This window comes from Rhizobium sp. BK377, from assembly GCF_014193935.1.
Taxonomy (GTDB): Bacteria; Pseudomonadota; Alphaproteobacteria; order Rhizobiales; family Rhizobiaceae; genus Rhizobium.
In genome coordinates this window covers 87,747-103,144 of record NZ_JACIAC010000009.1, presented here as the reverse complement: position 1 = coordinate 103,144, position 15,398 = coordinate 87,747, and the positions used below count along the sequence as shown (strand labels likewise).

General features: G+C 59.9%; 8 protein-coding genes. 4 read left to right on the top strand and 4 right to left on the bottom strand.

The genetic code is table 11. The features are described from left to right. On the bottom strand, positions 1-1,695 hold the full coding sequence (locus tag FHT92_RS27225) for an ABC transporter substrate-binding protein (protein ID WP_183743079.1): 1,695 nt from the start codon (positions 1,693-1,695) through the stop codon (positions 1-3). Between the two features lie 367 nt (positions 1,696-2,062). Continuing rightward, positions 2,063-2,518 (bottom strand): Lrp/AsnC family transcriptional regulator, encoded by a 456-nt coding sequence (locus FHT92_RS27220; RefSeq protein WP_183831088.1) that lies wholly within the window; start codon positions 2,516-2,518, stop codon positions 2,063-2,065. A gap of 113 nt (positions 2,519-2,631) precedes the next feature. Between FHT92_RS27220 and FHT92_RS27215 the strand changes: the two genes are divergently transcribed. After that, positions 2,632-3,048, top strand: coding sequence for a DUF2000 domain-containing protein (locus FHT92_RS27215; RefSeq protein WP_183743075.1), 417 nt, complete (start codon positions 2,632-2,634; stop codon positions 3,046-3,048). 468 nt (positions 3,049-3,516) lie between these two features. Here FHT92_RS27215 and FHT92_RS27210 read toward each other — a convergent pair whose 3' ends face one another. Then, positions 3,517-3,702: a hypothetical protein gene (locus tag FHT92_RS27210; RefSeq protein ID WP_183831188.1), complete on the bottom strand. Its 186-nt coding sequence runs from the start codon at positions 3,700-3,702 to the stop codon at positions 3,517-3,519. A 298-nt stretch (positions 3,703-4,000) separates the two neighbouring features. Here FHT92_RS27210 and FHT92_RS27205 point away from each other — a divergent pair, with 298 nt between their 5' ends. The 3 genes from FHT92_RS27205 (at position 4,001) to FHT92_RS27195 (ending at position 6,363) form a co-directional block, all read left to right on the top strand. Next, complete coding sequence (locus FHT92_RS27205) at positions 4,001-4,540, top strand: GXWXG domain-containing protein (RefSeq protein ID WP_183831086.1); 540 nt, start codon at positions 4,001-4,003, stop codon at positions 4,538-4,540. A 189-nt stretch (positions 4,541-4,729) separates the two neighbouring features. Further along, a complete protein-coding gene (locus tag FHT92_RS27200) occupies positions 4,730-5,176 on the top strand; it encodes an SRPBCC domain-containing protein (RefSeq protein WP_183831084.1) in 447 nt (148 codons plus the stop codon). Positions 5,177-5,304: 128 nt separating this feature from the next. Continuing rightward, positions 5,305-6,363: an adenylate/guanylate cyclase domain-containing protein gene (locus FHT92_RS27195; RefSeq protein WP_183831083.1), complete on the top strand. Its 1,059-nt coding sequence runs from the start codon at positions 5,305-5,307 to the stop codon at positions 6,361-6,363. 64 nt (positions 6,364-6,427) lie between these two features. Here FHT92_RS27195 and FHT92_RS27190 read toward each other — a convergent pair whose 3' ends face one another. Then, positions 6,428-14,923 carry a GH36-type glycosyl hydrolase domain-containing protein gene (locus FHT92_RS27190; RefSeq protein ID WP_183831081.1) on the bottom strand — a complete coding sequence of 2,832 codons (8,496 nt, stop codon included), beginning with the start codon at positions 14,921-14,923 and terminating at the stop codon, positions 6,428-6,430. Between the last annotated feature and the right edge of the window lie 475 nt (positions 14,924-15,398).

Below are 15,398 nucleotides of genomic sequence, written 5' to 3'. Positions count from 1 at the left end.
TTATTGGACCGGCTTCAGGCGCAGGAGATGCATCAGGCGCATCCGGTTGTTGTCATGATCTTCCGGGTTCATGACTGGGTCCTTCTCGGTTACCCAGCCGGTGAAACGCTTGCTGGAGAACTGGTACCAGGTCGGGCCGTTGAAGACAGGCACAACCGGGAAATCGTCGGCGACAAGCACCTGTATATCGTTGAAGATCTTCTTGTGATCCTCATCCGACGTCGCCTTCAGATACTGATCGAAGAGCGCATCGAGCTTCGGGTTCTGATAGCGCGAGGGAGCACCGGTGACACGCCCGGCATAGGCCGTCGACAGGCTTTGGTAGTAGCCGCGAAACGGAGTGGCGCCATCGGCGCGCGAGTTCATGACGACCTCGAAGCTGCCGTCGAGAATCTGCTTGCGCCATTGTTCATATTCCGGTGTCGCGACCGAAGCATTGATGCCGGCTGCGCGCAAGCCTTCGACGGCGATCTGTACGGCGTCGATCCAGTCTGTCCAGCCATTGGGAACGATGATCGGGAAATTGATCGGTTTGCCGCTCGGCGTCGTACGAAAGCCATCCGAACCCTTCATGTAGCCTGCGTCTTCGAGGATCTTGCTGGCCTTCTCGGTATCAAAACCCATGAAGGCATCTTTGTCGCCTTCAGCCGCCTTGTTGCGCCAGCCTTCAAAGCGAGGCGGCAGGCCGGAGGCATGTTCGTTGACGACGGGATAGCCGAAGCCGGCAATATCGACCATCGACTTGCGATCCATGGCAAGACTGAAGGCGTGGCGGAAGTTGAGGTCCTTATAGGCTTCCAGATTGCCGTCATTCTTGCTTTTGAAATTCATCTGAAAGGCAACGGTTTCCGCAGGCGGCTGCCAATAGCCGTTATGGTCGGCGTCAAGCGCCACGAAGGTCTTGTCGATCTCGGGAATGAAGGAGCCGATCCAGTCCATATTGCCTTCAGGCAGGATCGCCAGCATCTGGTCGTTGCCGGAAATCTGCGGTAGCCTCAGGCAATCGACATGGAGCGAAGCGGCATCCCAGTAATTCGGGTTGCGGCACTGCTCGTAAACTTGCGGCGTGAAACGGTGAACTTCCGTCATCGGACCCGAGCCGACCGGCTTCTCGTTCTTGAAGGCCACGGGATCGGAGACATCCTTCCAGACATGCTCGGGAACGACGGCGAGGTCGGCCAGCGATTCCGGAAAGTCGGAATTGACCGCCTTGAGCTTGATCGTCACCTCAGTCGGCGACGGCGTCTCGACGGACGCTACGGTTTCGCCGACACCAACGGTATCAAGTGCGGCGTTCTTCAGCATCAGATCGATCGTGTATTTGACGTCCGCTGATGTCAGCGGCTGGCCGTCCGACCATTTCACGCCCGGACGCAGTTCATAGGTGATCGACTTCATGTCGTCGGAAAACCTATAGTTCGTGGCAAGGCGCCAGACCGGCTTGCCACCCTCCTGTGCGTTGAAGATGACGAGCGGCTCATAGATGAAGTCCATGGTGCTCTGCCGGCGCCCGGCGAGGTCGAACGGGTTAAAGTTCTGCACCCAGCTCGTCTGCTCTTCGATATGCATCGTCAGCACGGATTCGGCGGCCGAAGCAGCCGATATCCCAAACGCCATGACCGCAGTCAGAGTAGTCGCCGCGGCCCAACCGGCGCGCGCGGACACACTTCGGATTACGCTCTTATCCAGTCCCATTTTTACGTTCCCTTGATTGTTATTTTTGGAGTCAATCAAATTGATTTAATCAAGCTAGCGTAAGATTTCCGATCCGGTCAATCGGGCGGCAACTAAAATTTCGGCTCCGATATCTGAACGTTATCGCGTCGAACCACATGTTGGCAGATTGCTCGCCAACCTCCCACCTTTCGGGAAACTAAATTGTCATACTTATTGTGCGCTGCGAAAAGCCTGGCGCAAGCGCAGCCAGCCAGACTGAGGTCGTTAAAATGCGATGATTTGATCCAACCTTTATTGAAGCCATGACGGCCTAATTTTCAGCACGATCAAGCCGTCCAGCATCAGCTGGACGGCTATTCCAATGATTCTTGGTCGGATCAGCCTCTTAAAGTCCTACCGGGAAGCCTTCGAACGATTTGATTTCCTTGAGAACAAACGTAGTCTGCATTTCCTTGATGCGCGGCAGGCGGCGCACGACCGACATTGCGAAATCGGCATAGGAATCCAGATCGGCAGAGACGACCTGCAGCAGAAAATCGGAGTCTCCGGCAATGCTGTAGCAGGCGACAACCTCCTGCAGCCGTGCAACTTCGGTGGCAAAGGCATCTGCTTCCGTCTCGTTATGGCTGTCAATTTTCACCCGGATGAAGGCGAGGACACCGAGCCCGAGTTTGCGCCGATTGAGATCGGCTCTGTAACCCCGGATCACGCCTGTCTCTTCGAGTTGACGTACCTTTCGCCAACAAGGAGACGTCGACATGCCGACCCGCTCAGACAGTTCCTGATTTGTCAGCCGCCCCTCATCCTGCAAGCTTGAGAGGATTTTCATATCTACCCGCATATCCCATGATCCAGGTGAAGGTTACCAAATCTCGGCGCTGGATAGCAATATCAGGTAAGATCCTTCTGGTGTGATCGCTTAGGCTGTGACCATCGCAATTTCAGGTCTTTCCCATGCTCCCCGATATCCGCATTGCCATTGTCGTCGATCCCAAGCTTCCGCCAGCCTTTGTTGCAAATACCGTCAGCGCCATCGGTATAGGTATGGGCGCCAAGATGCCACTCCTCGGTGCTGAAAGGCTCAGCGACCGTGCCGGCAGGACGACCGATATCGTCTCCAACCGACCTGTGCTGATACTGCAGGCCGACGGGCAGACGATCCGTCAGATCATGCTGAAGGCGCTGAATCAACCTGAGGAGCGCGCCATCGTACCGTTTCCTGGTTTCGCGCGTTCACTGCACGATTACGCCGACTATCAGCGCAGTTTTCCGCAGCGGGACCTGAACGAAGAAGTGATTGACGGACTGGGCCTTGCCGGACCGGCGAAATGGGTGAGATCCTTGACCGGCTCTCTGAAGTTGCTTCGCTAGCTCGTTGAGCAAGTACAGAAAACGACATTTGCTGTCGCTTGCAAATGGATCGCTTACTGCTGTTTGGTTCCGGGAACTTGTTGGGGAAGCTCGTCCGGTCGAATGACCGGCATGTCTTCGGTGGGTGGAGCCGGTTCGACCAACCCACGATCGCCAGTCGGCGGAGGCGCCAGCACGCCCTTGCAACGAGATGTTTGGCTTTCCGACCCCCGATTTTCCGACTGCCGATCCTTGCCGACTGACGACTGGCTATCTGCTTCACACTCCGGTTGCGGCCCTTTGCTGTCCATCTGACTGATGGCAGCCTGGGGTCCAGCAAGGAGCAACGCGAAGGCAAGTCCAAGCACGACATACCTACCGGAAAGGCGATGAATCGTACGCCTGGTCAGGGATATAGGCCGTAGAATACACATCGGTGTCACTCCCTGATCCCGAGATGGCAAACTACGCTGAGCTACGGGGAGATCGTCACTTCCCTTCACGAACGCGAACGCCCGGTTTGCCAATCGGCATCAGCCGGGGATCATTGATGCCGGGCCTTATGGCATCCTGCTCGCTCGACTCCTTGAGAGGCGGCGCGCGTCCGGTCCTGTTCTCCGGGGCTTTGGGAGGTGTTTGCAAATGTTCGCGATGTTGCTTGTCGAGTTTGGTCATAAGCAGCCTCATTGCGTCGACCAATCGCATGTCGGAACCGGTTCTAGGCGCGGCGGTTTTTCGAGGGATGAACGCCGCTTGCGGTCGCCAACGCCAGGATGAGAGGCTGCAATAAAGCCAACACACCGGGCGCCGTCTCGCGATTGGAGCTTTTCCTATCCGGTTCAACCGGCGCCGACTTCGAAAGTTCCGGATAGAGATAGAATTGATCCTCGGAACCTTCGGGTTCAGACGTTGCATCGTTCTCCGGAGCGAACATGAGAAAAGGTGACCCGTGCAAACGAACCTGCAGAAAGACATGACGGCTTGGTTTCGCTCGCTCGAACCTGTCGACCCTGTCGAGATGATCGGACTGTGGAGGGGTGTCGGCGTTCCGTCAGGACATCCACTGGACGGCGTTCTTGAGAATTTGCGATGGTTCGGCAAGCGCTTTCATCCCGACATGCGGGCGGATCCCCTGCTCTTTCAGTGGTTGCCGGGACAGCTCGTCGCCATCGATCCGCGCTTCGTCCCCGTCCGGCTTGCGATCAGACTTGCGCCGCTCGGACGGACCTCCCTTGCCCGAAATCTGTTCTCGCATATTCAGAAGGCATTCCGCGCGCAAGCTACGACAGCCGCTCTGGAGATTCGGACATTCGAGCAGACCGCGAGCGCTGCAATGATCTATGACAAGCAACCGATCGTCGACCACTTCAGGAGGGCAAACGATGACACGCTGGCTGGGATGATGTGCGTGCGCGACGACGAGATGCGGCTCTTCTTCAAACTCATGAAGGTCGATGTTCAGGTCTGGAACGATGTTGAAAAGGCAGATTCGCGATCGCGCCGTCATTCGTAGACACGCTCACGGCCTCCAATTTCTTCGAAATCAGTGAAACTCAAAGGCGACAAGCGAGAGCTCAGCGCTCTCCACAATTCAAGTGCTGCCAGCTGATGATACCCTTGCTGCGGGCGATCTTCCTCCTAAGATACTCCAGGTTACCGCGTCGTACATTCGGTCGACGCCGACCAAATTTGGGAGAAAGCGATGCATGAGGCTCTCGTCGTACGCCGCGAAACGCATCTTTCCGCGCCGCCTGCGGCGGTGTTCGCCCTGCTGACGGATCCGGAAAAGATCCTTCGCTGGATGGGAACGGAGGCGGAGGTCGAGCCGCAGCCAGGAGGGCTCTATCTCGTCAATGTGACCGGCGCACGTTTCGCTCGCGGCTCTTTTCGCGAAGTGGTGCCGGTCCATCGTCTGGCCTATAGCTTCGGCTGGGACGGCAGCGAGGTGGTGCCGCCGGGATCGAGCCTGGTCGAGATCGACCTGATCGAGCAGCCGGATGGGACACTCCTGCGTCTGACACATACCGGCTTGCCCAATGCCGAACAATGCGCCGGCCATGCCGAGGGCTGGGCTCACTACCTCGATCGGCTGAGCACGGTGGCGGCTGGACGCGATCCAGGCCCCGATCCCTTTCATGGTCGGACATAACCACGCTTCTCAATCGAGCGAGAAGCCGAATTGATGAAGAGAACGACCTCTTGCCGAATGAATCCGGCTCGCCGTTCTGTTGCAGCCGCCTGGCTGACATCAAGTGACCGCTATGGCATGATCGAAGCATGGATTTGCCCGCCCACCTTGCCTGGTTGATCGATGAGGCCATCGCCTCGTCCGGCCCAGAACAATTCATAGCCGAGCTTGGCCGCCACTTGCTTGCCGATGGCCTGCCACTTACGGGTGGGGCTCTCACTCTCGTCGTTCCGCACCCGATCATTGCGCGCCGCACTTGGTTGTGGCGGGCAGAAACCGACGCAGTCATCGAGGCGCTCGACTTTGCCGGCAGCCAGCTCAACAAGTCTGCGGACGACTGGCTTGCCGGCCTTGGGCCAATATATGAAGGAAAGATCGGCCGGGGCTCCGACAACCCAATATTGGGCTGGGCCGCATCCCGGCCGTTCGATCCTGCCGAGGCGGATCGGCTGAACCAGGCCGCGCGTTTCGCAGCGGCACCCTTGTCGGCTCTGACCGCACGAACGGCGTTGACAACCCTTTTGGAGGCCTATCTCGGCAAACGCAGTGCCGCGCAGGTGCAGGCCGGAGTGCTCGGCCGCAGCAGCGGTGAAACCATTCGCGCCGCTTTGCTCTGCGCAGATCTGCGGGACTTTACGGCGCTCTCCGAAGCGACCGAGCCCCCTGCCATGATCGCCACGCTCGACGCCTGGTTCGATCGTGTTGCAGGCGCAGTGCACGCTTTCGGAGGTGAAGTGCTGAAGTTCATCGGGGACGGTGTTTTAGCAATCTTTCCCGTTACCGGCACGCCCGGCGAGGCCTGCGAAGCATCGCTACGCGCCGTCGCGGCGGCTTGTGCCGGCATGGCCCATCTTGATGCCGCACGGCAGGCACAGGGCCTGCCCCCGCTACCCTTCGGCGCGGCTCTGCACTTCGGCGAAATGCTTTGGGGCAATATCGGTGCCGCCGATCGGCTGGACTTCACCGCCATCGGCCCGGCCGTCAATCTGGTCAGCCGGCTGGAAGGGCTGTGCAAGTCCCTTGGTCATCGCGTGCTGATATCAGGTGCGCTCGCCGCGGAGACGACGACGCATCTGGTTCCCCTGGGCGAACACCGGCTGCGAGGCATCGCCGATCCCTGCGCTGTCTTCACTTTGCCGACGGACTGAATGACGCAGATCACGGCGATCGCCGGGGCAGTGACACCAGTCGATCTGCCCCGGCAGCAAGTTCTCATTTGGCCGCGAGCAGATATCCTTCATTCAGATCATCGAGCGCCATGCCGTTGATGGTCACAGAGCAGCGGTCCGCATCCACCCTCGAAACGGAAACCTGATATTTCCCGCCCGGCAGGTCGAGTTCGGCGGAGAAGCCGTTCCATCCGTCCGGCAGCACCGGCTTGACGTGCAGGCGGCCATTCTCTGAGTGGATGCCGAGGATGCCCTCGATTGCCACACGGTAGAGCCAGCCGGCGGACCCGGTGTACCAGCTCCAGCCGCCGCGGCCCTTGAGCGCGCCCTCGCCATAGACGTCGCCGGCGATCACATAAGGCTCAATGCGGTAGACCTCCGCAGACGCCTTATCGAGCGAGTGATTGATCGGATTCAGCATTTCGAAGGCCCGCCAAGCATCGTTGGCGTGACCCATGCGGGCGAGAGCCAGAACTGCCCAGGCGGCGGCATGAGTGTACTGGCCGCCGTTTTCGCGAACGCCGGGCGGATAGGCCCTGATCACACCGGGGTCGTTGACCGGCTTGACGAAAGGCGGCGTCAGGAGACGGATGAACTTGCCATCTTCATCGACGAGCTTGTCGAGGACGGCTTTCATCGCCATCTCGCTGCGTTCCGGGTTGCCCTCGCCCGACAGCACACTCCAGGACTGAGCGATCGAATCGATCTTGTCTTCCTCGGACTGGCTGGAGCCGAGTGGCGCGCCGTTGTCGTAATAGCCGCGACGATAATATTCGCCGTCCCAGCCGGCCGTTTCGATCGCGTTCCTGAGCTTTTCGAGATGTGCGGTCCAGTGGCTGACACGCTGCGTGTCGCCGCGGCTTTCAGCATAGGCGATGAAGCGGCGCAACGCACCGGCCAGGAACCAGCCGAGCCAGACGCTTTCGCCGCGGCCGGCCATGCCGACACGGTCCATCTTGTCGCACCAATCGCCGCTCATCATCAGCGGCAGGCCGTTGACGCCGGTACGCTTGATCGCGAGATCGAGACCGAGGGCGGCATGCTCGTAGAGCGATGCGGTTTCCTCCGAAACACGCGGCTGCAGGAAGGCGTCATACTGGCCGGGGCTGAGCTGCGCGCCTTCGACGAAGGGCAGCATCTCGTCCATGATCGAGCTGTCGCCGGTCGCCGTGCAATATTGATCGACGTCATAGGCGAGCCAGACGGGATCGTCGGAGATGTTCGTGCGCACACCGGCGCCGCTGTCTGCCAGCCACCAGTGCTGGAAGTCACCTTCCGGGAACTGGCGCCGGCCGGTATTGAGGATCTGCTTGCGAGCGATATCAGGCGAATGCAGCAGGAAAGCCAGCGAATCCTGCAACTGATCGCGCAGGTTCCACGCGCCGCTCGATTGATAGAAAGCGGTGCGGGCCATGATGCGGCAGCTATAGGTCTGATAGGGCAGCCAACTGTTGACCATGAAGTCGAGGCGTTGATCCGGTGTCGAAACACGCGTCTTGCCGGTAAAGTTCTTCCAGAAGTCACGCGTCTGACCGAGCACCTCTTCGAAGCTGACGGAACGGATCTCGGCAATCAGAGCAGCCGCTTCCTCCTGCGAGGCAGCATCGCCCATATAGAAGCAGATGTCGCGGACCTCGCCAGGCCCGATTGTCAGATCGAAGGCCATGGCGGCGGCCGGATCGCCATCGAGATCCAGAGCGTTGGAGAGACGCGAGCCGGCAGAGACGGTACGAGGCTGCTGGATCGTTCCGTGCCGGCCGATGAATTCGCGACGGCTGGTGGAAACGCTCGACGGCGTTTCGCTTGCGGCAAAGGCCGCAACACGGGTGCCGAAGCTCACGCTGAACGGATTGCTCGCGAAGACCGCCCCACTCGCGCTGTCGAAGCTGGAGATGATGAAGGGTTTGCTCTTCGTCGGGTTGTTGCCGAGGATCCATTCGGCATAGCCATAAAGACGCAGTTTGCGTGCCTCGTCGGCATCGTTGCGGATGCGCAGCTGCGTGAGCTTGACCGACTTCTGCATATGCAGGGTCTGCGTCACCTCCAGGACGATCTCGTCCTGAACCGTGGAGAAGACCGAGTAGCCGAGGCCATGACGGGCTTCGAAGCGCGTGTCGGAGCGCTGCGCCAGAGACGCATAGGGCACGATGACCGAACCCCGATCGAGGTCCTTCAGGTAGAAGGCTTCGCCCGGTCGGTTGGTGACGATATCGTTGGTCCAGGGTGTCAGCTGGTGATCGCGTGAGTTCTGGCTCCATGTGAAGGCAGCGCCTTCCGCCGAGACATGGAAGCCGAAGCTGTCATTGGCCATGATGTTGACCCACGGATGCGGCGTCTGTTCGCCGCCCGACAGGCGCACAACATATTCGCTGCCATCGGCCGCGAATCCGCCATAGCCATTCCAGAACTCGAGATCGCTGCCGTCGACAGGTTCTGGCGAAGCCAGGCCGCGGACCATCCTCGGCACCAGCGTGGAATCACCCCACTGGCCGAGGAGCGCAGGTGAACCGGCAACGGAACGAGCCTTCTGCAACTGGTCGACAAGACTGCCGTCACGACCCCGCAGTACGACGCGCGAGGCGGCAATGATGGCGTCATAGGCTTCCGGTGTCGTCAGGTCCTTGCGCAGCACATAGATGTTGCGCTGAATACCGGCAATTTCGCTTGCATGACGCGCCGCATCGCAGAGTTGATCGATCGTGCGCTGCATTTCCGCAGCCGCCTCGCCGGCACGTTCGTTGAAGATCACGAGATCGACCTCGACGCCGCGCGACTGCAGGAGACCCTGAGCCCGCAACAGTTCCTTGACGAGATCGGTGCCGAGCTCGTCGGTGATGCGCAACGTCATCAACGGCGCATCACCCGAGAGCGTTGCTCCCCAGAGAACGGACTGGGACTTAAGACCCTCGCGGATCGTCTTGCTGTCGGCGCGTAGCGCCATGTCGGGATAGATAATGTAGCGCGCGAACCGCTGGTAGGCGGCTGCCTCCTTCGAGTTGACGCCGATCTGGCGCAACTGGCTCTGCGTTCTCGTCCAGGCCTGAACGAGCCCCTGGGCAAAGCTTTCCGGCTGGCGATAGTGCTCCAGCGCCGATTCGAGTTCGGCGCGTTCGGCTGCCGCAACGGTCCAGAAAGTCACGCTGACCTTTTCGCCGGCCGGCACACGAAGCGTACGGCGCAGCGACACGCAGGCATCCATGGTAAAGCCGTCGGTGCCTGACAATTTGGCATCCGGATCGAAGGCGGCAGCTTCGGTCAGGGTACGGCCGCGACCGAGGAAGCGCATTCGGTCCGTCTCATATTGCGTCGGGCCGTTTTCGCCTGATGTATCGACGATCAGCTGCGCGATGGCGACATCGGGATCGGTGAGGCCACGCTTCTGGCGCTCGACGAAGATCGCATCGCCGGCTGCGGCAATCTCGGTCTTCAGGAACATGCGGGCGAAGACCGGGTGGCCTGTATCGACGATATCGAGTGTCGCGACCGGCTCCATATAGGAGGTCACTTCGATAACGCGATCTTCCGTGCCGGTATTGGAGATCGTCAGACGGCGGCCTTCCGCATCGTGATCGCTGGCGACGAAGACCTCCATCTCGCTCGTCAGTTCTCCGACGGTCTTGATGAACTCCGCCTTGTCGTCGCTGAAGCTGACGCGCACGTGCTCGTTGGCGATCGAGCGCGGCTCCGCCGTCGCAGACCACCATTCGTTGGACGCGGTGTCCCGCAGGAAGATGAAGGAACCCCAGCGGTCTTCGGTCGGATCGGCCCGCCACCGGTTGACGGAAAGGTTCTTCCAGCGGCTGTAGCCGGAACCGGTTGCCGTCAGCATGGTCGAATAGCGACCGTTGGACAGCAGCAGCAATTCGCGTTCGCGCGATGCCGGGTCTTCCAGGCGGCGCACTTCCGGACGCATGAGGTCGCCCTGGATGGTCGCCGGCGCATCGGTTTCGTGCTTGGCTGCCATGACGGGAATGTCGCGCGGCGCCTTTTCCTGCAGCAGCAGTTCGGCTGCCTCGATGACAGGATCGGCATGGAAAAGCTCACGCAGCATGCCGTCGAAAACGACGTTGGCAACCGCTGCGATCGACATGCCGTGATGGTGGGCATAGTAGTTGTAGACCACGGCACATTGCTTACCCTCAGGCACGCGTGTTGGCGTGAAGTCGACGGCATCATGGAAGCCATACATGCCGAGCGCGCCGACGGCCCGCAACCTGTTGAGGTTTTCGAGTGCGGCGACCGGGTGGTATTGGCTCGCCAGCAGCGAAGCGTAAGGCGCGATGACGGCATTCTGGCCGAGGCCGCGCTTCAGGCCGAGCGTCGGCACACCGAAATTGCTGTACTGATAGTTCATCTGGTGGTCGCGGGCATTGAAAGCCGCTTCCGAGATGCCCCAGGGGGTGCCGAGCTTGCGAGCATAGTTCATCTGTTCGAGAACGATCAGATTGTTGGTCTGGTTGAGAATACCTCCGCTGCGCTCCTGCATGACGAGCGGCGGCATCAGATATTCGAACATCGAACCGGACCAGGAGACGAGCGCCCCGCGCGGGCCGACAGGCACGACGTGACGGCCGAGCTTGTACCAGTGTTCAGTCGGAAGATCGCCCTTGGCAACGGAGAACAGGCTCGTCAGTCGTGCTTCCGAGGCAAGCAGATCGTAGCAGGCCGCATCGACTTCTTCCGTCTCGACCCGGAAGCCGATCGACAGCAGCCGACGCTCGGGGCGATAGAGGAAACTGAAATCCATGTCAAAAGCGATTTCGCGGGCACGATTGCCGACACGGGTGAGCCTTTCGCTGATGGCGTCCGCTTGCGAGGGATCGAAAGCTTTATCGGTCAGATGAAGCTCGCAGGTTGCCACGAGCTTTTCCGCCCAATGGACAACCTCGTCGCTCTGCGCGGTCTTGACTTCGCGGTCGAGGCTGCCGGCTAGTTCCTTGATTTCCCGCGCCTGCCCGGCAAAACGCTCGATTAGGCCCGAAGAGAACTCCTTTTCCCGTTTGCCGGTAGCAACCGCACTTTCGAGGTCAGCAATTCGGCCATCCAGCCGATCGTGAAGGGATTGGACCGACTTATCTTCCTCCCGAAGCTCGTTCAGCACCTCGCGAAGAATGGCCGCAACATCGCCAATGCCGTCGAGATCGGTATGAATGTGAGCAAGCGGAGACTGCGCCCACATGCGGCAGGCCGACGATACTGCAATCAGATGGCCGGCGAAATTGCCGCTGTCGACCGACGACACATATCGGCGGCCGAGCGGCTTCAGCGTGTCGGTATGATACCAGTTGAAGAGGTGGCCGCGATATTTCTCGAGCCTGTCGACGGTTTCGATCGTCTGCTCGATACGCTTGACCGCGTCTTCGAAGGAAATCCAGCCAAAACGACGCGCCGAAATCACTGACAGAAGGTAGACGCCGATATTGGTCGGCGAGGTACGCATGGCGACGACGGCATGCGGCGTCTGCTGGACATTGTCCGGCGGCAGGTAATGCTGGCCGGGAACCACGAAGTGGTCGAAATAGCGCCAGGTACGCCTTGCGATCTTGCGCAATTCATTGCGGACAGTCTCCGGCACATCGAGCCGGTCTTCAGTTTCCGCCGTCTGGCTGACCGTCCAGGCGATGGCCGGCGAGAGGATCCACAGAATAACGAAGGGAAGGCCGACCATCCAGGCGCTGTCGCCGGAGGAAATGACGAAAAGCAATGCCAGGATGGCAAGCACCGGAGCCCGCCACATGACTTTATAATGACCGAGGATGGTGGTCTGCGCCATCGCCTGGGCGCTTGCGGCAGTGCGCCACTGCAGCATCAGCTTGCGGCTGACGAAGAGGCGGTAGAGCGAGCGGATGATGGCGTCGGCCATCACGCAGGCGGTGTCGGCGATGAAGACGATGCGCATCGCCACCTGGGCGTTGGCATTCTCAATGTCTTTCCAGACCGTGTGGAGATGCGCCTGCAGGATGATGTCGCTGGTGCGTGGGATGATACCATTGATCAGCGACAGGGTCGGTGCGACGAACAGGCTGAAGATCAAGAGGATCTGCCAGATGAGCGCACCGAGCGGGTCCATCCAGTACCAGCCGAGAACGGAAGCCAGGAACCAGGCGATCGGCGTCAGCGAGCGGCGCAGGTTGTCGAACATCTTCCAACAGCCGAGTGCAGTGACGCCGCGCCGATCGTCGAAGATATAAGGCAGAAGCTGCCAGTCTCCACGCGCCCACCGATGCTGGCGCGAGACTTCCACTTCATAGCGGATCGGGAAGTCCTCGACCAGCTCGCAGTCCGTCACCAGTGCGCAACGCGCCATCGAGCCTTCGAGCAGGTCGTGGCTGAGAACCGAGTTTTCCTTGATGCGGCCCTTCAGCGAGGCCTCGAAGGCATCGACGTGATAGAGGCCCTTGCCGGTGAAGGTGCCTTCGCCGGTAATGTCCTGATAGACGTCGGAGACGGCAAAGACATAGGGGTCGAGGCCGCGGTTGACCGAGAAGACGCGCTGGAAGGTCGATGCATCCTTGCCTGTCGTGAGCGACGGCGTCACACGGGGCTGGAGCACACCGTAGCCATCGACGACACGTTGTTTCTTTTCGTCGAAGACCGGGCGATTGATCGGATGGTGCAGCTTGCCGACGAGCTTGATCACGGTGTCGCGGACGACACGCGTGTCGCTGTCGAGGGTCATCACATATTTTACGTCCTGCGGCACGACATCGGCGCCCGGCAGGAAACTCGTGTTCGGCTCGCCGCGCAGAAGCATGTTGAGCTCATGCAGCTTGCCGCGCTTGCGCTCCCAGCCCATCCAGGCGCCTTCGGCGGGATTATATTGGCGGCGGCGATGCAGCAGATAGAAGCGCTGCTTGCCGTCTTCGGCATAACGTGCCTCCAGATCGGCAATCTTGCTCAACGCATAGTCGAGCACTTCGAGATCGCGGGCGCTCTGTTCTTCCTGCGCGTCCGGCCAATCACTCAAAAGCGCGTAATAGATTTCACCGCGCGCATTGGCGAGATAATGAACCTCGAGGTTGCGGACGAGTTCATCGACATGCTCACGCTTGCCGATCAGGCAAGGGATGGTGACGAGTGTGCGGGCTTCCGCCGGCAAGCCCTTCTTGAATTCATAACCCACCAGACGATCGGGCGTGATGAAGAAGGTAGCAAAGAAGTTGAAGAGGCCGGTCGCTCCTTCGGAGGCCGGAAGCGCGAACATCAACAGCAGCACGATCGTCGCGAAAAGCGGCATCCCGGCATCGACGAAAACCGCTTCGGTAATGACCAGCGCCAGCAGCGTCAGGAGCAGCACCGGCACGGCGATTGCCAGCCAGTTCAGCTTGCGGATGACGCGCATGAACCGCAGGCCGAGCGGCCGCCGGAAGCCGATCTCTGTTTCGAGAGCGGGGCGTCCATTGCCGACGAAATAATAGCCGACATTGCCGGCTGCCGCGGAAAGATCCTGGCTTCCCGCCTTCGCGCGGTCGGCCAAGCGGACGGCCGCCTCGGCGATATCCATCTCCGTCTTGTCGGAGCGCTTCGCAAGCTTTTCGATCTGGCGGCGATAGCTGTTGCGGGAGCCGGAATCGAGCTCGGCATAATCCGTCTGCTGCCAGAGCAGCTTGTCGATGGTGCTGACCTCTTCGACCCATTCGGACCAGTCGGTATCGTTGATCTCCCGCAGGCTCTTGATGATGCTGCCCATCAGGGCATTGGCCGCCCCAAGACGCAGTTGCTCGGCCGACATCACAGCTTCGGCGTCCGTCCCCCTCGCCACGAGCTTGGCCTCAAGCCAATTGAGCGCGGCCTCGGTCGGCTCCAGCGCATTGCGCAGGCGATAATGCAGCTGGGTAACGAAGGTCGTATCGTCGAGATTGGCCGAAAGCGTCTCCAGGAAACCCGCGGCCCCGGAATCGCCGAGCGCAATCGCCTGGGTCGCCGCTGCGTTGGCGCTGCCGCGCATTTCGCTGCCCTTATGGACCCGTGCCGCAACGTGACGAAGATTGTCAATTAGAACGTAACGGACGAGCGAAGGCAGCGCCCAGAGTTCGCCGATACGCAGCGTCTCCTTGTCCTGGAAACCTTCCGTAACGGCGGTCATGCCTGCATTGCTGATATTGCTGTGGGCATGCGCCATATAGAGCCAGGCGAGTGCCAGCGTGCGCGGCACTTCCGTCCCGTCGAGTGTGATCTTGCGCAGCTCCCGATAGAATTTCTTCGGAAAGTCGCGACGGACTTCCTGGATCGCCTCTTCGACGATGTAGTGGTTGTCGAGCAGCCATTCGGTGGCCGGCGTGATGCTCTCGCCGGCATCGACGTCAGCAGCGGCAGCGCGATAGACCCTCAATATCTCCGCTTCGTTCTCCCGATGCCGCTGGAAGAAATCGAAATTCTTGAAACTCGCCACATCAAGGGCGCGGCTTTCTGCAAACTGCGCAGCCTTGATCCTCAGCTGCTCGTTCGACAACAGAGATGCGCGGATGCCGAAATCGGGATCAGCGGAAGATGCTTGAACATGCGCGCTCGTAGCGCCTACAAGATTTTGAGACGTCATAGCTTTACCTTCTACTGGGTTCGTGTCCGACGAATGCATTCTTGCGGAACTGGATGCGAGCAGGGGCACGAGCGTTTCGAATTGGGCATCTTCATTGCTTCTGAGAGACAGTCTACATTCAAACGTGAATTGTTCGAAATGGCGGATAATGGTCAATAGCGGCCGTAAAATGAACGGACGATTAATCGGACGGCTCACCAAATGAAATGGACCTGCAGGAATATGTCGCCGCTTGCGCAGTCGCGTTCCAATACGCAGTCAGGCAGCCGGAGCCAAGGTGGTTCCATCGGGTTGAAACCCCTTAACGCCGTTGGTTTCGATCGGTACGCTTGGCGCTTTTAAGCGCCAGCGATCCCATCGATGACAGGCGAGATTGCCGATACTCTGCCGCCGCGGGCGCATGAATCAGCCAGTCACTCAAAACCGTCGCGGCGTTCTTTGTCGCATAATCTCGCCAGCTTCCAGAAGCCACCTG